Origin of the sequence: Paenibacillus xylanilyticus (assembly GCF_047246825.1) — a bacterium.
Classification (GTDB): Bacteria; Bacillota; Bacilli; order Paenibacillales; family Paenibacillaceae; genus Paenibacillus; species Paenibacillus xylanilyticus_B.
The window spans coordinates 2,271,416-2,295,621 of the sequence record NZ_JBFOLB010000001.1 but is presented as its reverse complement, the minus strand read 5'-3'; the positions used below and the strand labels follow the sequence as shown (position 1 = coordinate 2,295,621).

Sequence of the window (24,206 nt, the reverse complement as noted above, 5' to 3'; positions counted from 1 at the left end):
AAATATCACTCCGAGATGGGCAAAACAGTCCTCCTGAGAAAGCATCAAGGATGGGCATGAAATCATGGTGGGGCTGGAAGCTCCAGGAGATGAAGGCCAGCAAACATTCCTATGTCCTGCTGGCCCCCTATATGATCCTGTTCACCATGTTCACCGTGATTCCGGTAGTTATCTCGATCATACTCAGCTTCACCTACTTCAACATGCTGGAGTTTCCGCGTTTTATTGGCTGGCAGAACTATACACGGCTGTTTCTGGAAGATGACGTATTCCTGATTGCCATCAAGAATACGCTGCTCTTCGCCATTATTACCGGACCGATCAGTTATATTGCCTGTTTCGTGTTTGCATGGATCATTAATGAATTAACACCCAAATGGAGAGCGTTCATGACGCTGATTTTCTATGCGCCGTCCATTTCAGGGAATGTCTATTTTATCTGGCTGATGATTTTCTCGGGGGATCGTTATGGTATAGCCAATGGACTCCTGATCAAATGGGGCTTTCTGCTCGAGCCAATTCAGTGGTTGAAGACGGAAGCCTACATTATGCCGATCCTCATTCTGGTGCAATTGTGGCTGAGTCTGGGCACGGGCTTCCTGGCATTCATCGCCGGTTTGCAGACGGTTGATCGGACGTTATATGAAGCGGGAGCCGTGGATGGGATCAAGAATCGCTGGCAGGAGCTATGGTATATTACATTGCCTTCAATGCGTCCACAGCTAATGTTCGGCGCAGTCATTCAGCTCACGACCTCGTTTGCCGTGGCAGATGTGTCGATAGCACTTGCCGGATTCCCGAGCGTGAACTATGCGGCAGAGACCGTGGTCACCCATTTGATCGACTTCGGTACAACACGGTTTGAGATGGGTTACGCCTCGGCGATTGCAACCGTGCTGTTCATGATTATGGTAGGCACCAACCTGCTGGTACAGAAACTGCTTCGAAGGGTGGGAGAATAGCTATGGCTGCAATTGCAACAGGCAAAAAGCGGGTGAATCGCTCGCTGTCGGGAAGTCTCTCCCTGTTTGCCCTTCTGCTCGTATTTGGTGCTTTCATGGTGCTGCCGCTGATCTATGCAATCAACAATGCATTTAAACCGCTGGATGAGATTTTTACCTTTCCGCCAACACTGTTTGTCAAAAATCCCACGTTCAGCAACTTTACGGATCTGCTGAATCTGCTGAGTGACTCGTGGGTGCCGTTCTCGCGCTATATATTCAATACGGTATTTATTACGGGCATTGGCATCGTGGGTCATGTGCTCCTTGCTTCCGCAGCGGCGTACCCGCTGGCTAAACACAAATTTCCAGGCAAAGTATTCATGTTTCAGGTGGTTGTCCTGTCCCTGATGTTCACGCCTGCCGTAACAGCGATCCCGAACTATATGATCATGTCATGGCTTGGATGGATCGATACGTATTGGGCTGTCATCATTCCGGCATTTGCCTATTCATTAGGTTTATATCTCATGAAACAGTTCATGGAGCAGATCCCGGATGCGCTGCTGGAAGCAGCCAAGATTGATGGTGCCAGTGAATACCGGATCTTCTGGTCCATCGTCATGCCGAATGTGAAGCCAGCCTGGCTTACATTGATTATTCTGCTGTTTCAGATGCTGTGGGGCAGTGATGGCAATGGATACATCTACAGCGAGCAGCTCAAGACACTGCATTATGCAGCAGGGCAGATTATTCAGGGCGGAATATCCCGGGCAGGAGCAGGTGCTGCGGTAGCACTTATTTTGATGAGTGTGCCGATCACGCTATTTATTTTCTCTCAGAGCCGAATCATTGAGACGATGGCGAGCTCGGGCATGAAGGATTAAGGGGGAACGATATGGCACGCACAGTGAAAAGATGGCTTGTTCTCCTGGCGGCAGTATCTCTGCTGCTGGTGAATGCCGTGCCTGCGGCGGCCTCCCCGGCGCCGTATGAGAGTTATAACTACAACTATTGGAAAGAAGCCGTTCCTTCGCCGGACGCCTATCTGCCCGAGCGTACCATATCAGGCAGTGACCTCGGCATTAGTGAGTTCAAAGACCCCGGTGATGTGAACGTTTCTCCCTCCGGGTTGATCTATATTTTGGATAGCGGCAACAGTCGAATTATCGTATTGGACACCAATTATAAACTGATGCGCGTGATTGATGGATTTGTGATGGATGGCAGCAAGGAGACCTTCAACCTTCCAGGCGGATTGTTTGTGGATGAAGAAGAACGCATATACGTTGCAGATACGGGTAACAGTCGCGTGGTCGTCCTTGATGGAGAAGGTGGGCTGATTCATACCATTACGAAGCCCGAGTCCGATATTCTCGCTACCGATTTTCAGTTTCAGCCGCTGAAGTTGACCGTTGACCGTGTAGGTCGGGTATTCGTGGTGGCTCAGGGTGTCTATGAGGGAATTATGCAGTTTGATGAAAAGGGGAAGTTCATTGGATACGTCGGCACCAACAAGGTAGAACGGGACTACGGTGAATATATCTGGCGGATGTTATCGACCAAAGCCCAGCGGGCACAGATGGTCCTGTTTGTCCCAACGGAGTTTTCCAATGTGGATATGGACCATAAGGGATTTGTATATGCAACGAATATTGACCCCGGCTCGAATGAACCGATCAAACGCCTGAATCCCTCCGGTGAAGATGTGCTGAAGCGATTTGGCTATTTTGACGTCAAAGGAGACATCCGATTCCGCAATAACCCGGGGCCATCCAAGCTGATTGATGTGAAAGTGCTGGGCAACGGCATGTACAGTGTACTGGATGCGACACAGAACAGGGTGTTCACTTATGACGATGAAGGTCATCTGCTCTACATATATGGTGGCAAAGGAAATCAGGTAGGCACACTCAAAACGCCCGTCGCCATTGAGCAATCCGGTGAGCATCAGTTGGTCCTTGACCGGGGCAGAAGCAATCTGGTTGTCTATGAGCCGACACGGTTCGGAGCGAGCGTGAATGAGGCGGTTGCTCTTCACTATCAGGGCGAGGATACAGAGGCCGTCCATATTTGGAGAGAAGTGCTGAAGCTGAACGCCAACTATGATATCGCCTATATCGGGATCGGCAAGTCCCTGCTGATGGAGAAGAAAAACGAGGAAGCACTGGGTTACTTCGAACTTGGGATGGATCGCAAGAGTTATTCTGTCGCATTCAAAAGGTATCGGCGGGAGATGATGAAGGAACACTTCGGAACGTTCCTGACCGCTTCGATGGCGCTGATTTTCATTCTGATCCTGACCCGGGTGGCGGTTAAATGGAGACGGAGGAGGCAGGTTGATCGTGAAGCAGGATTACATTAAGTTTCCGCTGCATCTCATTTTTCACCCCATCGATGCATTCTGGGATCTCAAGTCGGATAACCGGGGCCGGTTGCTTGTCGCTTTTGCAGCACTGGCACTTACCATTGTCATGATGATTTTGCAAAAGCAATACGCGGGATTTCTGGTGAATTACATCGATCCTCGCACAATCAACAGCATAGGGGAGATCGCAACAGTTGCGGTACCGTTCTTTCTTTGGTGCATGGCCAACTGGGCTGTAACCACCCTGATGGAAGGGGAAGGCAAGTTCAGGGAAATCGTTCTGGCAACGGGATACTCGCTGATTCCGATTATTGTGATCTACGCCCCGATGATTATCGTTAGCAGGTTTATGGTACAGGAAGAAACGGCTTTTTATTATCTGTTCAATGCCATCGCGTTCTTCTGGTTTATGCTGCTTCTGTTCATCGGCATGATGACGGTACACCAGTACACGGTGATCAAAACGTTGATGACCATGCTGCTGACAGTCATCGTGATGGGCATTATCGTATTCCTTGGAGCACTCGTCTTCAGCATGCTGCAGCAGCTATATGAATTCGGTTACAACATTTATCGCGAGTTGATTTTTCAGACCTAAAGGAGGCGGCATCCGTGAACAAAAGGCAACGATTATATACGGTGCTGGCCAGTGGTGCAGCTGTGATCCTGATTGCAGCCGGACTGCTGTATATGAACAACAGGGGAGTTCCTGCCGTGGAAGCAACGGCTTATCTTGAAGTGACAACCGAGGCCGTCCCAACCGAAACGGAGCCACTGCAATTCCTTACCGATTCTTCTCAGGGGGTTCCTGGTATGCAACTGATTGCCGAAGATCAGGGACTGGCACTGTACTATAACGAGGAGACAACGGAAATCGCAGTACGTGACGGGAAGAGCGGAGAGATCTGGTACAGCAATCCAAAAGAGCGTCATCAAGATGGTCTGGCATCCGCTTATGAAAAGGAAGTTCTGTCCTCCCAGCTGAATGTGTCCTACCGGGATACAATTGGTACGTTGGAGAATTTCCCCAACTTCAGCTCCAGTATTAGTAACAAACAATTTGTTGCTGCCAATGTGGATCAGGGAATTCGGATTACTTATACGCTGGGAGATACCTCGCTCGGGATCGATGCACTGCCCAAGTTGATTAGCAAGCAGCGTCTGGAGGAGAAGGTTCTTTCGAAACTGGATGCTACAGTCGCAAGATATACGTCTGCCCGTTACTATCCGACCAAGAACAATCCGGATGTGCTGGAAAGGCTCGATGGACAGATTTCGAAGCAGCTTGTCCTGAACAAGATGCTGGATGCCTTTGAGACAGCGGGTTATACCGCTGATGATCTTGCTTTTGACAATCAGGAGAACGGGGTGGAAGGCAGTGCCGCATCGGATAAGCCAAGCTTCGTCATTCCGGTAGAATACCGGCTGGATCAAGGCTCGTTGATTGTGAGCGTACCTCTAAACCAAGTGGAAGAAAGTGGACCATACCGTATTCGAAATATCGACTTGCTTGCTTACTTTGGGGCAGCGGATACGGAGGGAGAGGGCTATATGTTTGTGCCTGACGGTTCAGGCAGCCTGATTCACCTGAACAACGGAAAGATCAAGGAAGAACAGTATGTGCAACGCGTATATGGAGCAGATCCCAACGATAATTCGCTTAATCGCCCTCAGGTCAGTGAATCTGCACATATGCCTGTGTTTGGTTTGAAGAACGGGGAGCATGCCTGGTTTGCGGTAATTGAAAAAGGGGACGGCATGGCCAGCATTACTGCGGATATTGGAGGCAGACAGAACAGTTACAATCATGTTCATGCGACCTTTTCTCTACGTGGCGAGGATGAACTGGAGATGTACACCTCGCAGAAAATGCAGGAGATTCAGCTGCTTAGTGAAGAGCCTTATCGAGGAGATCTTCAGGTCCGCTACCATTTCCTTCATGGAGAAGATGCCAGTTATTCTGGCATGGCCCGCTTGTATCAGCAGCAGTTGGTAGAGCAGGATGTACTAAAACCGTTGACAGAACAGATGGAGCTGCCATTTTATGTGGATGTGCTTGGTGCCGTGGACAAAAAAGCTTCGTTTCTTGGTGTTCCCTATCGGACCACGTTAGCCATGACCACATACGAACAGGCAGCCGAAATGGCCGCGAAGTTACAGCAGGAAGGTGTGAATCACGTGCAAATGCGATATCAGGGATGGTTCGGCGGTGGTATTAACCATCATATGCCAACCCGGGTGAAGCTGGACAGTGAATTGGGCAGTCGTTCCGAGTTACAGGACCTGTCTGCCCAGTTGAAGCAGTCCGGGGGTGCGTTATTTCCTGATGTGGCATTTCAACGGATCTATCACGATGACTGGCGCTTTGCGCCATCTTCTGATGCAGCACGTTTTGTAACCAAGGAGACAGCGGAATTGTATCCTTACAGTCCTGCACTCAACCGGATGGACCAGAGCAAGGATAGTTACTATCTGCTTTCGGCTGCCAAGCTTCCTTATGTGGTGAGCGAGTTTGCCGCGAAAACAGGCAAACTGGAACTCAGCGGATTGTCACTTCGTGATCTCGGGCAGGTACTGGCCTCTGATTATCGGGATAGCCGTGTAATCCACCGAGAGACCGCAAAGAACATTGTGAAGGAGCAGCTGGGCAAGCTGCAGCAGGAATATCCGAACATGATGTTATCATCGGCTAACGCTTATGCGTGGGGATATGGGCAGCACATTGTAGATGTGCCATCAGGCTCCAGTCGATTCAACATTACTGATGAGGAAGTTCCTTTTTACGAAATGGTCATTCATGGATATATCAACTATGCCGCTTCTCCAATGAATACTTTCGGGGATCAGGACTTGCGTAAGAAGCTGTTGCAAAGTCTCGAACTCGGTGCAGCCCCGCAATTCCAGTGGACATATGAACCGTCATCCAGGCTGAAGTTAACGAATTATGATTCGGCTTATGCTACAGCGTATGGAGACTGGATGGATGATGCGGTTGCCTTGTATAAGGAAGCGAATCAGGTGTTAAAAGGACTGGGAAACCAGCAGATCTCCGAACATGAACGGATTCAGGACGGCGTGGTCCGGGTCACGTACAGCGGCGGCGGTTCGATTCTCGTGAATTACACGAACGAGCCGGTTACCGTAGGGGGAATTACGGTTGGCGGTGCAGATTACGCGGTGGAAGGAGTGAGCCGATGAGAACCCTTCGTTTATCGTTGAAATCTCGGAGAGCGCTGCTTGGACTTGCGTTTATCTCGCCATGGCTGATTGGTTTCATCTTCCTCTTTGCAACGCCGCTGCTGCAATCGATCCGGTTCAGTTTCAGCAATCTGTCGGTTGCTCCGGGAGGGTACGTTCTCGACTTTGTCGGTTTGAAAAATTTCAAGGATGCACTTCTGGTTGACGCTACATTTAACCGGATATTGATTGATTCGGTGGGTGCGATGCTGCTGAATGTGCCCATGATTTTGTTTTTCAGCCTGTTTACGGCAACACTGCTCAACCAGAAATTCAAGGGCAGAACCATGGCACGAGCCATCTTCTTCCTGCCTGTCATTCTGGCCTCCAGTGCGGTGGCAGCAGCCGAGTCAGCCGGGTTAATCAACCTGATGGGGGACGCCAGTGCTGTTGAGTCGACTGCCGATGGGGGAGCTTCGTTCAACGTTGTTTCCATCGTCAGGATGCTGGCTAATGTTGGTTTGCCGATGGCCTACGTGGATTACATTGTCGAAGCGATCATGCGAATCTACGAGATCATTAGCAGCTCGGGCGTTCAGATTCTGATTTTTCTCGCAGCACTGCAATCGGTACCGGGTTCCATGTACGAAGTAGCCAAAATCGAAGGGGCAACAGCCTATGAATCATTCTGGAAGATTACATTTCCCATGGTCAGCCCGTTGATATTGACGAATGTAATCTATACCATTATTGATTCATTTGCGGGAAGTCCGGTCACAGAGGCCATCTATCAGACGGCATTTAAAACCCAAAATTTCGGACTGAGCTCGGCTATGTCCTGGCTGTATACGCTGGTCATTGGACTCGTATTGCTCGTGGTTGGCTGGGTGCTGTCACGGCGGGTACATTACAACTGACGGTTAACGTCAAAGGAGGGCATCAGACATGGCTGTGTCGGGAACGGATCGCATGGTGGTGGTTCCGAAGCAGAATTATCACATGCAGCGGGTGCGAAACAAAACATCGGACCTCCTGTATTCCATTTTCAGATATGCACTGGTCATTGGCATTTCTTTTATTATTTTGTACCCGTTATTTCTTAAAATATCGGTTGCGTTCAAAGATAAACAGGACATCTACAATCCGACCATCTATATGATTCCCCGGCATTTTACGCTGGATAATATCAAACTTGCGGCACAGGTGATGGATTACCTGCCTTTGCTGGCAAACACTTTGCTGTTTGTCACGATCACGACGCTCTTAACGGCGATGTCCTGTGCGCTTGCCGGATATGGCTTCGCCCGGTTTACTTTTCCAGGCAGTAATATCCTCTTTGTACTGGTTATCCTCACCATTCTGGTTCCGACAAGTACCCTGATGGTGCCGATGTATCTGCACTTTCGCAGTTTTGACTTTCTGGGCATCATTCATCTGTTTACGGGGCGTGAAGGGATCAACCTGTTAAATACGTACTGGCCTTCCATGATTACCGCAGCGACGGCAGGAGGGCTCAAGGCAGGGCTGTTCATTTATATTTTCCGTCAGTTCTTCAAGGGCATGCCCAAGGAAATTGAAGAAGCTGCGCTGATTGATGGTGCGGGCGGGTTCCGGACATTTGCCCGGATCATGCTGCCCAACGCCATTTCACCACTGATCACGGTCATTCTGTTCTCCTTTGTCTGGCAGTATAATGATACGTTCTATTCGGCGCTATTCATGAGCGAAAGTCCTCTGATCTCGCTGAAGGTGGCATCCTTACCCGCTCAGGCGAACCAATTGATTCCACAACTCATGGGTTTTGGTTCGAGTTCCGGCATGAAGGCCGATCCGAACTATGTTGCCATGATTGTGGATACGGGCATTTTGCTGGCGATTGCGCCGCTGATTATTTTGTATCTGTTTGTACAGCGTTATTTCGTGGAGAGTATTGAACGTTCCGGTGTTGTTGGGTAAGCGGGATTTGAGTAGGCGTATAGGAAGTGTAATTCGGGTGCTTTTGATATTTGGGTTACTATGTACCATGCCTTGGAATGGGGGATTATCAATGACGGAACAAAAGATAAGCAGTATTTTGGTGAATCAAGATGCGACTTCCGAGGCTAGAGAACTGATGAAATACTTGGCAGAGCACTATGGGAAAGGGGTTCTGTCGGGTCAGCAGGATTACGGCAATCTGAACTGGATTAATGAAAACACAGGCCGGAAGCCCGCTGTGATTGGCTTTGATCTCATGGAATATTCTCCTTCAAGAGCTGAACGCGGCGCCAGTTCACAAGAGATAAGGGATGCGATCGCTTGGCACCAGCAAGGAGGAATCGTGACCCTCTGCTGGCACTGGAATGCACCGAAGGATCTGATTGACGAACCAGGCAAGGAATGGTGGCGCGGCTTTTATACGAATGCGACCACTTTTGACCTCGCCTCCGCGCTGGCTAGCCCGGATTCCGAAGCCTATAAACTGTTGATCCGTGATATCGATGTGATCGCTGGGCATCTGCAAGAACTGAAGGATGCTGGTGTGCCCGTATTATTCCGGCCGCTTCATGAAGCCGAAGGTGGTTGGTTTTGGTGGGGAGCCAAAGGACCCGAGCCTGCCAAACAGTTATATCGTTTGCTGTATGATCGATTAGTCAACAAGCATGAGCTGGGCAATCTCATCTGGGTGTGGAACTCGGAAAAGCCAGAGTGGTATCCGGGTGATGATGTGGTGGACATCGTGAGTGTTGATGTATACCCGGAGGCAGGGAATCACAGCCCGCTTGCTGAACGCTATGAGAATCTGCGTGAACTGGTGAATGACAGTAAAATCATTGCATTAGCTGAGAACGGTTCCATTCCTGATCCCAAGCAGATGAAGGAACAGGGTGTGCATTGGAGCTGGTTCTGTACCTGGACAGGTGAATTCCTGAGGGGTGGCAATCATAATACAGTGGATTTCTTGAAGGAAGTGTACAACAGCGACTATGTCGTAACCTTGGATGAATTACCGAAGTGGAGCTGGAATTAGCTGTTCAAGCCGTTCAGAACATCATGCACCCAAAAAAAGCGTTAGCAAAGCATAAGAAATTATGCGGTTGCTGGCGCTTTTTATAGTGTTTTTATGTACGATAGGATGAGGCCTGAATGAATGGTTAACTCGCTGTGTAGGATATCAGAGCACTGATCTTCGGAAATAAGGTCTCATTGGAAGTGAACAGAACGTAGGAGTGATTGGTTGTATGGATTAAAATCGTTCCGGATGCGCCGTATGCTGCACCAATTCGAATGGCCGAAGGTTCACTGCCACCATAGGTGTCGTCAAGGGTAACGGATTTGATATATCGAATTGATTTACAACAGTTATTTCCATCAAAGTTCACATGATGTACACTAAGACAAACAATGTAAGGGATAGAAAGGCGTAAACCTATTATGAAAGAAGAAGTGATTGTATCCGAATATGACCCAAGTTGGGTAGAGGATTATAACGCAGAACGCGTAGAAATCTTGAGGGTCCTGACAGATATCTGTGTGGATTTCGAACACATCGGAAGTACATCCGTGCCGGGTCTGGGCGCGAAACCATTAATCGATATGATGGCAGGTGTGCATGATTTAGCTGATGTACAAACATTACATATTAAAGCTTTGGCTGAACTGGGTTATGAATATGTGCCCAAGCCGGAGTTTACGGAGCGCCTGTTTTTTCGTAAAGGGCAGTGGAGAGCAGGTACTCACCATCTTCATGTATATAGGTATAAGAGTGTGGAATGGAATGAACATTTGCTGTTTCGCAATGCTCTCAGGAGAGACCCCGAAGTTAGGCAAGCGTATTATGTATTGAAAAAGAAGCTGGAACAGCAGTTCAGGCATGACCGTGTTGGATACACGGCTGCCAAGGCTCCGTTTATTCAATCCATTATTCAAAGGGTCAAGCTGTATGAGGAATAGACGATATAAATCATAAAATACATACACACGTTAACGGAGAGGCAGAACCAATCTGGAGAAGCAAAGCGTTCGCCTTTATCACCGGAACCGAATGGGCGATCTCGGCCCGGAGCGTTATATTGAAGTACAGGTGTGGGACGAACGTATTATCCAACCACACACGGGTATTTAAGGCTGATTGACAGCCGATTTAACGAGTGCAAAAAAGTGCAATTGCAGGAAATACAGGTGTTCGTTATAGTGGGTGAAAGCTTTGATTGGACCAGGAGGATTCTTCCTCATTAGCCTGTCAAAGCTCCTTTTTTAATCGTTAATCCGATTAATACGATAGGTTTAAGAGACTAAGGAGGATGAGGAAACCTATGCAAAAAGTGGGGAAACGTAACACCCGTAATCTGGCCTGGATCGTATCCATTGTCATGGTCATGTCTGTCGTGCTCAGTGCATGCGGAAGTAAAGAAGGAGCGCAGACGAATGGAAGCAGCAGCGGCACTGCTGATGATCCATTGGAAGTTAGCATCATGACGATTACACCAAGTGCAGTTCCAGCAGCTGATGACAATGTAATCAAACGCGCGATTGAAAAAGCAACCAACTCCAAAATGAGTATTCAGTGGGTCTCGAACAATATTTATGGCGACAAGCTGAACCTGACGCTTGCATCCGGGGATATTCCCGATTTGATCATGATTAATGATCCGTTCGGAAGCACCTTTACCAAGATGGTCAAGCAAGATGCATTCTGGGATATTACGCCTTACATCCAGGACTATCCGAACCTGAGCAAGGGCATTCCGGATATTGCCTGGGAAACAACCAAGGCCGCAGACGGCAACAATTACGGCATACCGCGTCCTCGTCCGGTAACGGGAGATTCCTTTTTCATTATCCGCAAGGACTGGCTCGACAAATTAAACCTGCAGGTGCCGGAGACGACAGATGAATTGTTCGATGTGATGAAGGCATTTGTGGAACAGGACCCGGATGGAAACGGACAATCCGATACCACGGCACTGGCCGCTTATGTCAGTCCGGATGATCTGGGTTGGGGCGGCAATCTGGGACCGGTACTGGGTGCCATTGAAAGTTCTTTTATCGGAAGCAACAGCAGTTGGAAGTGGGATGAAACAGAGGGCAAACTGATCTACAGGGAACTGCTGCCCGAGGTAAGAGAGTCCCTTCAATATCTGACGAAAGCCTACAGCAGCGGCATGATGCCTGAGGATCTTCTTTCGCTCAAGCTGACGCAGGCAAGAGAACTGTTCAAGCGTAATCAGGCGGGCATTATTGTGGACAAGACAGGCACGATGCGCAAAATCTATGCCGATGATCTGAAGAAGGTTGATCCTTCTTTTAAGTATACGGATTTTTATCCTCTGACCAATCTGAATGGCTATAATCCAAAAGGGTCGGGATACAACGGCATTCTGGCGATCCCTGCAAGTGTACCGGAAGAGAAAATGAAACGAATTCTCCAACTCGTCGATACCTGGATGAATCCGGAAGTGTTTGAAATTCAGCAGTTCGGAATTAAAGGCACGCATTATGAAGTGGTCGATGGCAAAAAGGTAGCGAGTACCGAGAAATTGACGGCGGACAACGCCTCGGATTTCAATCATATCGTTAACGTCATTGATCTGCCTTGGGATACCACAGGCGAAACGGATGAGGAGACACAGGCGAATGAACTGTTCAAGAAAGTGGAGGCCGAACGGGACAAAACGAGTGTGGCCGACCTATCCGCTGGTCTTCAATCGGAAACAGGACAGAAGATTCTGCCTGAACTGAACAAGAAGATCCAGGATCTCAAGGCAAAAATTATTCTGGGTCGTGAGCCAATTGAAGCATGGGATACCTTTGTGGAGTCCCTGCGCAATGATCCGAATGTTCAGGCCATGAGTGATGAGATGACCGAGGCTTACAAGAAAAGAAACGGACAGTGAATCTGAGGGAAGGAGCTGCTAACCATGAGCGTAACCGAGCAACACCTTAGCACACACAAGGGAAAGCAGACTTCAGCCAAAAGGAACAGAAGGACGAAATGGCTCTCTGCGCTGCGGCGCGATCGATCGTTATATTTGCTTGCACTGCCCGGCATCCTGTTTTTTCTCGTTTTCAAATATATCCCGATGTGGGGCATTGTCATTGCGTTCCAGGACTATTCCCCCTTTCGGGGGATTCAGGGAAGCGAATGGGTTGGATTGCAGCACTTTACGACCCTTTTTGCCAACCCGGACTTTGCCTTACTGTTTCGAAATACCCTTGCCATCAGCCTGCTGAATTTGATCTTGTTTTTTCCTTTTCCGATTCTGATCTCGCTGGGGCTCAATGAACTGCGCAATGTGACGTACAAGAGACTGATCCAGACGGTGATATACATGCCGCACTTCCTCTCCTGGGTGATTATTGCAGGACTGACACTCCTTCTGTTTGCCAAGGGAACAGGACTGGTCAACGAGCTATTTGCCATATGGGGCTGGCCGAGGGTGGACATTCTGACGAACCCGGACAGTTTCTGGATCATGGTCACCTTGCAAGCGATGTGGAAGGAAGCGGGCTGGGGAACGATTGTGTTTCTGGCCGCCATGGCAAGTGTGGACACCCAACTATATGAAGCAGCACGAATGGATGGAGCAGGGCGGCTGCGCCAGATCTGGCACATTACGCTGCCTGCCATCCGCAGTGTCATCATCGTGCTTCTTATTTTAAGACTGGGGGACATCATGGAGGTTGGGTTTGAGCAGATCTTCCTGATGTACAATGGCGCTGTATCTGAAGTAGCCGAAGTATTTGACACTTATGTATACCGTACGGGGATCGAGCAGGGTGATTTTAGCTATAGTACGGCGGTTGGACTGTTTAAATCAGTGGTCGGGCTGGTGCTCGTAGTGGCTGCAAACCGTTTGGTGAAACGCATGGGTCAAGAAGGGGTCTATTAGTGCCTGCTGATTCCGGTCCGTGTCCATACGAACTAGTGGGAGGAGGTTTTGGGATGCATCGTTTGAAATGGAGTGAGAGGATCGGTCAGTCTCTGAATGCTGTCGTGCTTGGGCTGCTGGCGGTGGCCATGTTTTTTCCGCTGTATTATGTTTTTGTTGTTTCGTTCACGGATCCCGGAGAATATTTGCAAAAGAAAATCGTACTCTTCCCGGAACGATGGTCTGTCGAAGCATATACCTATTTGTTGTCCACGCCTGCTTTTGCACGCTCACTGGGGAACAGTGCTTTTCTGGCAACCGTAGGTACGGTGTGCAGCCTGGCTGTATCCTCTTCCCTGGCCTATGCCCTGTCCCAGAAGAGGTTTTATTTCAGAAAAGTACTGATGTTCCTGATTGTACTGACCATTTTGTTCAGTCCGGGAATTATTCCGAATTACCTGCTGGTTCGGGAGCTGGGGCTGATTAATAACATCTGGGCATTAATTCTGCCTGCGCTCGCCAATGGCTGGACGGTATTGCTCATGAAAAATTTCTTCGACAGTCTGCCTGCGGAGATCAGCGAGGCGGCTTCCATTGACGGTTGCAGTGCAATCCGAACCTGGTACACCATTGTGCTGCCTTTGTCGATGCCTGCGCTTGCTGCATTTGGTTTGTTTTTCGCGGTGGGGTACTGGAACCAATTTTTCGCGGCATTGTTATATCTGAACGATTCTGCGAAGTGGCCCATCCAGGTACTGCTGCAGAACATGCTGCTGAACGCGTCGAACATTGACCTGGTTGCACCTGGACAGCAGGTGGAGACACCGCCGACAGAGATGTTGAAGATGGCAGCCATCATTGTAGCCATTTTGCCTGTGCTGGTGGTATACCCATTTATACAAAAGCACTTTGCGAAAGGAGCCATGATCGCCTCAGTCAAAGGATAAATCTGCATTCAGGCCGGTATTCCCGGGAAGGAGGTACAGACATATGTTATTCAAGCGCACAGGAGACCAATTGCCCAAAGGGCGTTATTTCAGGCGCAGCCTGATGATGATTCTGTTGATCGCCTGCATTCCGGGAGTCATTACAGGGATCCTGCTGTATGGCTGGGTTACCGTCAAAATGGAAAATATCCTTCAGCAAACCCATCTGCGACAGTTTGAACAACGCACCGCATGGGTTGGCGAACAATTGGATACGCTTGAACTGACTTTCTCCCAGTGGGCTTTCGATCCGGTCTTCGATAATCGCCTGAAAGAGCTCGATTTTGTATACAAGTATAAGCAGGTTCATGAGCTCTACCGTTTGCTGCTGATGATTCAGAATTCCAATACACTCATTGGCAAGGTTCAACTGTATCTTGAAGAACCAAGAGCAGTGAAGATGGATTCAGAGCGTTATGATTTTATGAATGACCCTAATGAAATTGAAAAGTATAACAAGTTAACGGAACAGCCGCGGGCCACCTATTGGTCTCGTTCCATGGATGGCGCGTCCATGATGATGGTGAATCGGCTTCCGGGTGGAAGTGACGATGCTCTGGGTGCATTAACCATTACGCTGGATAACAAGCAGCTTGGCAGCATGCTGCAGACCTTGTCTCCGTATGAAGGCGGGACGACATTTTTGCTGGATGAGCAGGGGAAGCCCATGCTTCCACAGGACCAAGAGCTGGGTGGATTACAGAATGCAGTCCGTGATCATGTGCTCAATCTTGAAGAAAAACCTGCTTCCTTCCTGATGGAATACGAGGGCATGACCTATTCGGTGCAATCTGGTACTTTTCGCAGATTGGGTACAGATTGGACCTATGTGTCCGCCGCTCCGTTAAATGAAATTGTAGCTCCGATTGTGTCGGTACCCCGAATCGTTCTGCTCGTAAACGGATGTGGACTATTACTGGCTCTACTCCTGTCATGGATCGGTTCGCTTCAGCTCTACAAACCGTTCACGAAATTGCTGCGAATGTTTACTGCAAACGGAGAATCTGCAGAAGCTGTAAAACCTGTTCGGCCTTCATGGCAAAGAGGAACGGCAGCTTCTGCGCTGCCTCATAGCCCGTCCCTGCAACTTGATGAAATTAAGCATATTGAACAGCACTGGATTGGTGTGAATCGGGAACGGGCATCCTTGCAGCAGCGACTGGAGGAACATCTCCCGCTCGCGAGGGAAAGTCTGCTGCTTCAGCTGACATTAGGTCACTTATTGTTACCCTCTGATCGTGAATGGCGGGAACGTTTGTCACAACTGGGATGGGCTCTGCATGATGAGCAGTTCATAATCATGCTGGCCCACATTCGGCCGGGTGCTGCTCTCCTTCATGGGAGCGGCTACGCCAATCGGAGTGAATCACAGGAATGGATCAGCTTAGCTGCAGCTGATATTTTGAACACACAGCTGGAGGGGTTCCCTTACCGAGCAGAAACGCTCAATTATCACGACATGTCGATCGCTCTGCTGCTCGCCGTTCCTCCAGAGGCCCAGCCAGAGACTCTTGCATTCCGCGAGGAATTAATGGAGATGGGGCAGCGATGGTTGGAGATAGTGCAGTCCGAATTGGATGTGCGCATGATGATCGTTATCAGCAAGCTCACATCGGATGCCTCGCATATTCCACAGCTGGTCAGAGAGTCGAGATCTGTTTTGCGGCAAAGGCAGTTTTCTTCAGGCGCAGCCATTATCGATATGAATGAAGAGGCAGAACAGGATATGAAGGAACAGGGAGTTTATCCGCTTGAATTGGAACAGGACATTATCTCGGCATTACGAAACGGCGATCAGGAAGCAGCCATAGAGCATTTCCAATTGTTCATTGGCAGCTACGCCCGTACTGAGTCAGCAGAGAATCATGCCAGGCAGGCACTGTTTCAACTGCTCGCCCGGATCCAACATGCGCTTTTGCAGTTAGGCGAAGACCCGGTTAAACTGTTCGGTTTGGCGGTGTATGAAGAGGTTATGCAGCTGCATGAGCTGGAGGAGTTGTTCTTATGGTTCAGGGGACGAATCGTGCACATATGTGTAGAGGAATTCACGGGCAAGGAAGAGAAGCAGATACAGATGGCCGTTCATCAGATGAAGGAGCATGCCGAACAGCAATACGCAGAAGCGTTATCGCTGGATGAACTGGCAGACCTTCACGGGATTCATTCTTACACGTTAAGCCGGGCGTTTAAACAGGCATTCGGGCAAAACTTTGTGGATTATTTGACAGAGGTAAGACTCAATCGGGCTAAGAAGCTGCTTGAATCCACTGACGTCAAAATTAATGAAATTGCGGAGCAGGTCGGCTATCAGCCCAGTTATTTTAACCGCTTGTTCAAGAAAAGCGAGGGAACAACGCCCAGTCGTTACCGGGAGGACGTTCGTAAGAAGAGCGGGCATACTCGGGGCAACTGCTCCGTCTAATTTTCCGGTCAAAGGAGAGTGGAATGCATCGTGTCACAGGACAAGCCAAACATTATTTTTCTCATGACGGATCAACAGCGATGGGACTGTATTGGTACATTTAACGAACATATTTATACGCCGAACCTGGATAGGCTTGCTTCCGAGGGAATTACCTTCCGTGAAGCCGTATGCCAATCCCCCATGTGTGCACCAAGCCGGAGTTCCATGATGATGGGATATTACCCGTCACAGCTTGGGGTTCGCACGAATTACGGCGGTTTGTTTGAGGAAGACAAATTGCCATCCGAGCCACTGCCGGCATTGATGATGCGTGCGGGGTATCAGACAGCCGGATTTGGGAAAACGCATTGGAATCATAACGAAGGTGTAGACGAGCCGTCCACGCGCGGGTTTGAGGTGAGGTCGATTGGTCTCTCCCGTCAGAGCGGTCATTATGAGCAGGGTGCAACAATGATGGGAGACTCTCATCCTGAAGCGCTGGAAGCATATCATCAAGAGACGAAGGACTTTGGCGGCGGAGAGGAAAATGTCAACGGCTACACGGGGCTTACAAGCCAAATTCCGATGAACCAGCATCGGGATGGATGGGTGGCCGAGCAGGCGCTGGAGTTTTTGGATAGTGGGCTGGATCCGAAGAGACCGCTGTTTTTTTATCTCTCCTTCCTGAAACCGCATGCCGGATTCAACGTGCCTCAAGAGTTCGAAGATCTCTACAGGCTGGAAGACATCCCGGACATTCCCCAGCCGCCATGGGAAGATGAAACTCACACGCATCTGGCCGCTTCGGATGATCTGAATGTGAACAGCCGTGAGTCTTACCTGGATAAGAAGAGAGTATGGGAGCAGCGCAGTCCGGAGGAGCGACGGAGAACAACGCTGAGGTACTGGGCGAATTGCTCCTGGCTGGACCATTATTTTGGACAGACACTGGAGAAGTTGGAGAAACAGGGAAGGCTGGACCATGCGCTGATAGTATTTGTATCGGATCATGGTGAGATGCTGGGAGAACGACAGTATCGCTTCACCAAATATAATCTCTATGACAGCAGCGTAAGGGTACCGCTCGTACTGGCTGGTTCCCATATCCCGCCGGACAAGCGAGGAACGATTGATCTGAGGCCTGCGGAATTAGTGGATCTGGTACCGACGCTAACACGTGCAGCAGGACTTGCAGCGAACCCGATGCTACCGGGGGTGGATTTGCTGGGTGATCTCAGGCACCGCGGAACCTTTTGCGAATTTCATGGCAAAGGTGTAACAGCGCCTCATTCTGCACCAGCTTATATGTGGCGGACAACGGAGTGGAAGCTCATTCTGTACATTGAGGGTTCTGTTGCGGAGTCTGCATCCAGAGTACATGAAACGAAAGGCGAATTGTATCATCTGACTGTTGACCCGCATGAATGGACGAATCTATATGAAGATCAGCAGCATGCAACCATCAGGGAGCAGCTGAAGACGGAGCTTCTGATGCACCTAGCAGTCAGCTGGGCAAAAGGACCCTTTTTCTATGATCGTGGAGGAACCAAACCATTAGAGACGTGAGAGCAATCGTTGTTCTAAACCCACTAATGATACCAACTGAAATGTTGACATAACAGAGCACATTTCATTGTTCATGCATGCCAGATGCTGGACATGCGCACTATGTTGACCGGGCAGCCGGAGGCAAAGCGGTTATTGCTGAACCAGTTCAGTCAATCTTATTAGATTGGCTTATGGGGCGGAGATAGCAAGCTTTGCTTTTTTGATATGCATTGCATTATGCCAATCAATTGATGGAGGGGATTCGTTGATGAAAACCAGAACAACTGTGGCAGGAAGAACGAAAGTGCTTTTCACATGGCTGTTGAGTGGGGTCATTGTGTTGTCAGGTGTTGCTTCACCAGGAGGAGTTAAAGCTCAGGCAGATGCTGCAGAAGTGTCTGCACCGCGTTTGGTTGAAGATCTGGGAAGAGGCCTTACTGCCGTTTATTTAGGCGAAAACAAAGTGTATCTAAGCTGGCGTCTGCTGGGAACGGAACCGCAGCAGGTTACATTTGATATCTACCGGCGTACGGGAACAGAAGAGATTAAACTGAATGATCAGCCGCTTGCACAAGGAACCAATTATACGGACACCGAAGTGGATGTAACCCGGAGTCATACGTACATTGTGAAGTCCTATGTAAATGGTGCCTTTCAGGGGAAAAGTGCAGAGGTGGTACTCGAAGCCGATCCCGAGATTCGCGATTACTTCAGCATTCCGCTGCAAGATATAACGTCCAATCCGTCCGATTATTTCGTGCAGCATGGCTGGCCAGGCGATCTGGATGGAGACGGTGAATATGAATATGTGGTTACCCGGATACCTGTAAATGGCGGCAACAAATATGTGGAGGCATACGGTCTGACTGAAGGTTTCCTTTGGCGAATTGATCTGGGTCCATACAGTGTCACAACGATTGATACCTATAATGCACCGCCTGCTTCAGTGAGTGAGTTCGGTGTTGCGGGACTTGGCGGCTGGCGGGATAACGACAATATTACCGTGTTTGATCTGGACAGTGACGGGAAGTCCGAAGTACTGCTGCGTACCTTTGAAGGTGTAACCTTTGCGGATGGCGAGATCGTGCCTGCCACAGCGGAACGCGCACAATATGTGTCCGTCGTGGATGGACTGACCGGTACAGAGGCAGCACGTACAACAATTTCCAATGATTATGCAGCCGATGGTCCGCTCAGCGGGCACTTTGGTATTGCCTATCTGGACGGTGAACATCCCAGCCTGATTACAGCGCTCAAGAATCGTGCGCTCAGTCGCAATTTTCAGTATGTGACGTCCGCTTACGACTATGCAGGCGGGACTCTGACCGAGCGATGGAGACATGCTGGGGCGGACGGTGAATTTTTCCACCAAATTCGCATATTGGATCTCGACGGGGATGGGAAGGATGAGCTTTCCTTTGGCGGTTGGGCACTGGATGATAACGGGGAAACGTTATACAGTCTGCCTGGTGCAGTCCATGGTGATCGGTTCCACATTACGGATATTGATCCGGATCGACCGGGACTGGAGCAATTCGGCATTCAGCAGGCTGAGAACGGGAACTTTAATCAATTTCCCTGGTTCTATGCCGATGGGGCGACGGGCGAGATTATTCGTACTGGAGAGGTCCCGCAGGACGTTGCAAGGGGAACGCTGGCAGATATTGATCCGCGGCACAGAGGGCTTGAGATGTGGTCCAGCTCAGGCAATATCTACAATGTGGACGGCGAAGAGATCAGTTCGGTTCAGCCTTCAACCAATTTTAGAATTTGGTGGGATGGTGATGTGCTCGGCGAGCTGCTGGATAAGGACTTTGTAGAAAAGTGGGAATGGGAACAGAACACGACAACACGTTTGTTTACAGCCGATGATGTTCGCGTGAATTCCAGAAATGCGCCGGTACTGTACGGCGATCTGCTTGGAGACTGGAGAGAGGAGATTCTCTATGAAACGAGTGATTTCAAAGAACTGCGTCTGTACACGACAACGATACCGTCGGATGTTCGCCTCTACACGCTGCCGCATAACCCGGCATACCGCAATGGCCTGACTGTAAAAGGATATATGCAATCTTTGTTGACGGATTATTATCTGGGCGACGGCATGTCAGAACCTCCGTATCCGAATATTCGCCCTGCCGTGTACAATAAGGATACGACGGAGTTATAAACATGCGGAAGGAGATGAGTCAGTTGCCTGATCAGATTCCTCAAATTAAATCTTCTTGCTGCTGCGCTGCAAGCCGAGGCGGTCCATTGGAGGAGAAGATCACCTCGCAGGATGGACCGGAGATTGCAGTTTCCAGTGAGCTTAATACGCCAGCCACTTATGCCTCACCGCATTCGGACATGCTTCATGTCAATGAGGCCGGGGGAAAGGAACATCATGGCATTGCGCAGGCTGGCAAGAAGGATGCGGAGCGACTTCTAATCACAGGCGGGCGTTTCCTGATGGGCACAAATGACCCCGAAGCCTTTGCGTCCGATGGGGAAGGCCCTGTTAGGGAAATCCAGGTAGACTCCTTTTATCTGGACGCCTGCACGGTCACCAATTCCGAGTTCGAACAGTTTGTACGACAGACCGGGTACCGGACTGAAGCTGAGCGTTTTGGCTGGTCCTTTGTGTTTCAATCGTTTGTTTCTTCGCAAACGGCGGCAAAGGTCCAAACTGTGGTGCAGCACACGCCCTGGTGGTGGGTTGTCGAAGGTGCGGACTGGGCGCACCCCGAAGGTCCGGACACTCATATCCGTGACAGGGCTGACCATCCGGTTATTCATATCTCCTGGAACGATGCTAACGCCTATTGTCATTGGGCTGGGAAACGACTGCCAACAGAAGCCGAGTGGGAATATGCAGCCCGGGGTGGCCTGATCCAGAAGAAATACCCCTGGGGTGATACCTTACGGCCTGAAGGTCAGCACTACTGCAACATCTGGCAGGGCGTTTTCCCAACAAAGAACAATGCAGCCGATGGGTATGTGGGCACGGCTCCATCCAGATCTTTCCCACCTAATGCATACGGCTTGTATAACATGTCAGGCAACGTGTGGGAATGGTGCGCGGACAACTACGTCACAGATCACGAGAGATCAATAATGGCTGACATCACAGCCTCTTCCCATGAAGTCCGCAAGGTGTTAAAAGGAGGTTCCTACCTATGTCACCGCTCCTACTGCAATCGTTATCGAGTTGCAGCAAGAATCCTCAATACGCCGGATACATCCACTGGACACATCGGTTTCCGATGTGCAGCGAATGTATTGACTGTATAGTTGCGTAGGCGTCAATCTGCCACCTTAACCCGAATCAGCATTCCGAACAGTCCAAGAACAGCGAAGGCCAGAAATGCTGTTGTGTTGGAGAACAGATCAATGGTATACCCTGCAATGGACGAGCCGAAGAACTGCCCCGCACCCAGTGCAAGAAAGGCAAGGCTGATTCCGATGGACGTATTCGGACGAAATAGTCTGGTCGCCCACACGATAAACACGCTGGTCAGAAAAATATAGGTGCTCCCGAACATGACGGCAGAGCTCAGGCTGGCAGTCATGGAAGGCAGAATAATCACACCGAGTGAAATGGCTAGCAGCAGGATGCCCACATGATAGGAACGTCCTATACCGATGCGTTCAATGATTCGACCGGCGCATCCACCCAAGATACCCATAATCCCCATCACAATCCAGAACACTACGGCTTCCATATCGGAGGCCCCTTTTTCGTCGGTCAGAAAGCTTCGCGCGAATGTCCAATAGATCGCAGAGCTGAAGCCTGTCAAGAGGGAAGCCATAAGCAGAGCCATACCGGGTCTGGTTGGTTTCATGCATGCCCAGAGGGATTTGGTGCAAGGCTCGGTTTTGCGTGTCGAAAGAACGCGTCTGTTCCAAAACAAAACCAAAACACCGAGAACAGCGAAAAAAATGTACGACCAGCGCCAGTATTCACTAAACAATAAGTAGATCGGACCGGAAACGATAATGCCGAAGCTTGTTCCCGTGTTAATCCAGCTGTTGCCTCTGGCCTGCTGCTCAGGCGGAAGTTCGGCATAGACGGTGTTGCCCAGGGCAGGAGAAGCCAGTCCTGTACTTAGTCCTGCCAGAAATATGGCTATGGTCAGGACCAGAGCATTCGGAGAAAGGGCAATGCCAAGTAAACCGAGTATCGCGCTGATTCCCGCCATATGAATGACGTGGTAGTGACCGATACGATTAATAAACAAAGGTGCTACGAGTAAAGAAAGACAATAGGCAATATAAGTAGCAGAATTGATTGCACCGGACTGGGTATCATCCAGCTGCAGGGATTCTGAAATTTCCGGCATAAACAGGCCATAACTGAATCTTCCAAACGCATAACATACCGAAATAAGTGCAATCCCAGGAAAAACAATTTTTTTCAACATATCCACCGCCTTTTTAGATAGAACGATCATTATATTTCTGCTGAAATAAAAAAAGTGAGTTGAACTATAACTCACCCGTTGTGGGACTACTTGAAACTGTCACGTGTCATACCCAGAAGCTCCTGGCAGACGATTTTTACATCTTGAGTCTCAGCGAGCGCGGTGGAGCCCTCCAAGAGCAGGGAGAAGCGGATTAAGTCCTGATCCGTAATGGACGAATCCAATTTTTTTATCAGGGTCATCACATGTTTTTTGTGCGCATTGACAGTCTGGACGATTACGTGATCGGGATCGGCGCCAAATTCTTCCTTGGCACGCAGAAACATGCATCCTCGGGATTCGTGGTCCATCAGCCAGCGTGCATGCCCTTCGGCCAGATTCTGAAACAAGGGCTGTGCCTTGTTATCCGCATACTGTCTCAGTTGTTCCAGATATCGCTGCTCTCGCCGAAGAAGCACTTCGACGATCAGATCGTCCTTGGAATCAAAGTGATTATACAACGTCATAATGGCAATCTCGGCATCCGTGATGATCCGCTTCAAGCCGATAGAGTGAAATCCATGGTGATAGAATAAGTCCTCCGCCACGTTTAACAGCATTTCCTTCTTGCTGCTCATATCCGCAATTCTCTCCCTTTATGCATCAGATAGAACGATCATTATATCACCCAAAATATAACAATCAAATCCAGCTGTCAAATGCTGTGCACCATCTCGATCTCCATTTGATGCAGGGCGTTCAACCACTCTGCGGGGCAGCCATCGTCCGTAATCACCATGGAGATCTGATCCAGGGGTGCAATCTGCGCAAAGGTGGAGCGGCCAAACTTCGTATGATCTGCTACAAGAACGGATTCCTCCGCACGTTCCATCATCTTGCGGGAGATCAGGGCTTCCTCCAGCATATAATCCGTGATGCCGTCCGTTAACGATATCCCTCCGGCAGAGATGAATGCCTTATTGACTTTGAACTGATTCAACAATTCATGAGCTACAGGTCCGGTCGAGGCTTGTACCGCAGGATTGATTTCCCCTCCGGCGAAAATGATTTTTCCGGCAAAGTCCTCCAGCGCACAGGCAAGAATGGGCACGGAATTGGTAATAACGGTGACCTGTGAGCGATTTCTCAGCTGGCGCATGATTTCCAGGGTGGTTGTCCCGTTGTCCAGCATGATCGTTTCCCCATCTTCAATGAGAGCGGCAGCGGCAGCACCGATCCGCTGTTTTTCGGTCATTTGCAGTAATGAACGCTTCTGAAAAGGGGCTTCAATCATTCCTGAGCGCACACGAACTGCACCGCCATAGACTTTACGCAACTCACCTTCCTTTTCAAGCCGGTCCAAATCCCGCCGGATGGTCTCCGTGGATACCTGAAAGAGGTCAGCCAGCAGCTGAACCTGAACCTTTCCTTGGGTCGCCAATTGAGCCAAAATAGTCTGTCTGCGTTCTTCGTAGGTTAACGACATGGGTTATGCCTCCTGGTTTTCTGTCTAGTTCTCTTTCCTATTCTACGTCAATTTTCATACTGC

19 protein-coding genes are annotated in these 24,206 nt (G+C 49.6%); 16 read left to right on the top strand and 3 right to left on the bottom strand.

Features of this window, described 5'->3' with window-relative positions:
• Positions 1–50 precede the first annotated feature (50 nt).
• From AB3N00_RS10020 to AB3N00_RS09945, 16 genes are all read left to right on the top strand, one after another.
• Positions 51–962 (top strand): carbohydrate ABC transporter permease, encoded by a 912-nt coding sequence (locus tag AB3N00_RS10020; RefSeq protein WP_413035239.1) that lies wholly within the window; start codon positions 51–53, stop codon positions 960–962.
• 2 nt (positions 963–964) lie between these two features.
• A complete protein-coding gene (locus AB3N00_RS10015; protein ID WP_017689719.1) occupies positions 965–1,828 on the top strand; it encodes a carbohydrate ABC transporter permease in 864 nt (287 codons plus the stop codon).
• Positions 1,829–1,839: 11 nt separating this feature from the next.
• Positions 1,840–3,306, top strand: coding sequence for a gluconolactonase (locus AB3N00_RS10010; protein ID WP_413034384.1), 1,467 nt, complete (start codon positions 1,840–1,842; stop codon positions 3,304–3,306).
• Positions 3,287–3,907, top strand: a complete 621-nt coding sequence (locus tag AB3N00_RS10005; protein WP_413034383.1) for a YIP1 family protein — start codon at positions 3,287–3,289, stop codon at positions 3,905–3,907. Before AB3N00_RS10010 ends, AB3N00_RS10005 begins: the two co-directional genes overlap by 20 nt.
• Positions 3,908–3,921: 14 nt before the next feature.
• A complete protein-coding gene (locus tag AB3N00_RS10000) occupies positions 3,922–6,507 on the top strand; it encodes a DUF5696 domain-containing protein (protein ID WP_413034382.1) in 2,586 nt (861 codons plus the stop codon).
• The gene (locus AB3N00_RS09995; RefSeq protein WP_413034381.1) at positions 6,504–7,403 is read left to right on the top strand and encodes a carbohydrate ABC transporter permease; all 900 of its coding nucleotides are present in this window, start codon (positions 6,504–6,506) and stop codon (positions 7,401–7,403) included. The genes AB3N00_RS10000 and AB3N00_RS09995 overlap by 4 nt, the downstream gene beginning before the upstream one ends.
• An 82-nt stretch (positions 7,404–7,485) precedes the next feature.
• Complete coding sequence (locus AB3N00_RS09990) at positions 7,486–8,442, top strand: carbohydrate ABC transporter permease (RefSeq protein ID WP_413035238.1); 957 nt, start codon at positions 7,486–7,488, stop codon at positions 8,440–8,442.
• A gap of 91 nt (positions 8,443–8,533) precedes the next feature.
• The gene (locus tag AB3N00_RS09985; RefSeq protein ID WP_413034380.1) at positions 8,534–9,496 is read left to right on the top strand and encodes a glycosyl hydrolase; all 963 of its coding nucleotides are present in this window, start codon (positions 8,534–8,536) and stop codon (positions 9,494–9,496) included.
• Between the two features lie 404 nt (positions 9,497–9,900).
• Positions 9,901–10,419: a GrpB family protein gene (locus tag AB3N00_RS09980; RefSeq protein ID WP_413034379.1), complete on the top strand. Its 519-nt coding sequence runs from the start codon at positions 9,901–9,903 to the stop codon at positions 10,417–10,419.
• A gap of 362 nt (positions 10,420–10,781) precedes the next feature.
• Positions 10,782–12,362 (top strand): extracellular solute-binding protein, encoded by a 1,581-nt coding sequence (locus AB3N00_RS09975; RefSeq protein ID WP_413034378.1) that lies wholly within the window; start codon positions 10,782–10,784, stop codon positions 12,360–12,362.
• A 24-nt stretch (positions 12,363–12,386) separates the two neighbouring features.
• On the top strand, positions 12,387–13,358 hold the full coding sequence (locus AB3N00_RS09970; RefSeq protein WP_413034377.1) for an ABC transporter permease: 972 nt from the start codon (positions 12,387–12,389) through the stop codon (positions 13,356–13,358).
• A 53-nt stretch (positions 13,359–13,411) separates the two neighbouring features.
• Positions 13,412–14,284, top strand: coding sequence for a carbohydrate ABC transporter permease (locus AB3N00_RS09965; protein ID WP_413034376.1), 873 nt, complete (start codon positions 13,412–13,414; stop codon positions 14,282–14,284).
• Between the two features lie 43 nt (positions 14,285–14,327).
• Complete coding sequence (locus tag AB3N00_RS09960) at positions 14,328–16,745, top strand: AraC family transcriptional regulator (RefSeq protein WP_413034375.1); 2,418 nt, start codon at positions 14,328–14,330, stop codon at positions 16,743–16,745.
• 30 nt (positions 16,746–16,775) lie between these two features.
• Positions 16,776–18,293, top strand: coding sequence for a sulfatase (locus tag AB3N00_RS09955; protein ID WP_413034374.1), 1,518 nt, complete (start codon positions 16,776–16,778; stop codon positions 18,291–18,293).
• A 250-nt stretch (positions 18,294–18,543) separates the two neighbouring features.
• Positions 18,544–20,445 (top strand): hypothetical protein, encoded by a 1,902-nt coding sequence (locus AB3N00_RS09950; RefSeq protein WP_413034373.1) that lies wholly within the window; start codon positions 18,544–18,546, stop codon positions 20,443–20,445.
• Between the two features lie 2 nt (positions 20,446–20,447).
• Entirely contained in the window at positions 20,448–21,548 is a 1,101-nt protein-coding gene (locus AB3N00_RS09945) for a formylglycine-generating enzyme family protein (protein ID WP_413034372.1), read from the top strand.
• A gap of 11 nt (positions 21,549–21,559) precedes the next feature.
• On the opposite strand, the gene AB3N00_RS09940 is transcribed toward AB3N00_RS09945, so the two are convergent.
• The 3 genes from AB3N00_RS09940 to AB3N00_RS09930 all read right to left on the bottom strand — a co-directional run bounded on the left by AB3N00_RS09940 (position 21,560) and on the right by AB3N00_RS09930 (position 24,143).
• On the bottom strand, positions 21,560–22,675 hold the full coding sequence (locus AB3N00_RS09940) for an MFS transporter (RefSeq protein ID WP_413034371.1): 1,116 nt from the start codon (positions 22,673–22,675) through the stop codon (positions 21,560–21,562).
• Positions 22,676–22,764: 89 nt separating this feature from the next.
• Positions 22,765–23,295: a TetR/AcrR family transcriptional regulator gene (locus tag AB3N00_RS09935; protein ID WP_175399456.1), complete on the bottom strand. Its 531-nt coding sequence runs from the start codon at positions 23,293–23,295 to the stop codon at positions 22,765–22,767.
• 77 nt (positions 23,296–23,372) lie between these two features.
• Positions 23,373–24,143: a DeoR/GlpR family DNA-binding transcription regulator gene (locus AB3N00_RS09930; protein ID WP_413034370.1), complete on the bottom strand. Its 771-nt coding sequence runs from the start codon at positions 24,141–24,143 to the stop codon at positions 23,373–23,375.
• Positions 24,144–24,206 lie beyond the last annotated feature (63 nt).

Coding starts and splice junctions, on each gene's coding strand:
- AB3N00_RS09985 (WP_413034380.1), top strand. CDS start 8,534: ATGACGGAACAAAAGATAAGCAGTATTTTGGTGAATCAAGATGCGACT.
- AB3N00_RS10010 (WP_413034384.1), top strand. CDS start 1,840: ATGGCACGCACAGTGAAAAGATGGCTTGTTCTCCTGGCGGCAGTATCT.
- AB3N00_RS09980 (WP_413034379.1), top strand. CDS start 9,901: ATGAAAGAAGAAGTGATTGTATCCGAATATGACCCAAGTTGGGTAGAG.
- AB3N00_RS09995 (WP_413034381.1), top strand. CDS start 6,504: ATGAGAACCCTTCGTTTATCGTTGAAATCTCGGAGAGCGCTGCTTGGA.
- AB3N00_RS09975 (WP_413034378.1), top strand. CDS start 10,782: ATGCAAAAAGTGGGGAAACGTAACACCCGTAATCTGGCCTGGATCGTA.
- AB3N00_RS09960 (WP_413034375.1), top strand. CDS start 14,328: ATGTTATTCAAGCGCACAGGAGACCAATTGCCCAAAGGGCGTTATTTC.
- AB3N00_RS09950 (WP_413034373.1), top strand. CDS start 18,544: ATGAAAACCAGAACAACTGTGGCAGGAAGAACGAAAGTGCTTTTCACA.
- AB3N00_RS09970 (WP_413034377.1), top strand. CDS start 12,387: ATGAGCGTAACCGAGCAACACCTTAGCACACACAAGGGAAAGCAGACT.
- AB3N00_RS09945 (WP_413034372.1), top strand. CDS start 20,448: ATGCGGAAGGAGATGAGTCAGTTGCCTGATCAGATTCCTCAAATTAAA.
- AB3N00_RS09935 (WP_175399456.1), bottom strand. CDS start 23,295: ATGAGCAGCAAGAAGGAAATGCTGTTAAACGTGGCGGAGGACTTATTC.
- AB3N00_RS09990 (WP_413035238.1), top strand. CDS start 7,486: ATGCAGCGGGTGCGAAACAAAACATCGGACCTCCTGTATTCCATTTTC.
- AB3N00_RS09930 (WP_413034370.1), bottom strand. CDS start 24,143: ATGTCGTTAACCTACGAAGAACGCAGACAGACTATTTTGGCTCAATTG.
- AB3N00_RS10020 (WP_413035239.1), top strand. CDS start 51: ATGGGCATGAAATCATGGTGGGGCTGGAAGCTCCAGGAGATGAAGGCC.
- AB3N00_RS10015 (WP_017689719.1), top strand. CDS start 965: ATGGCTGCAATTGCAACAGGCAAAAAGCGGGTGAATCGCTCGCTGTCG.
- AB3N00_RS09965 (WP_413034376.1), top strand. CDS start 13,412: ATGCATCGTTTGAAATGGAGTGAGAGGATCGGTCAGTCTCTGAATGCT.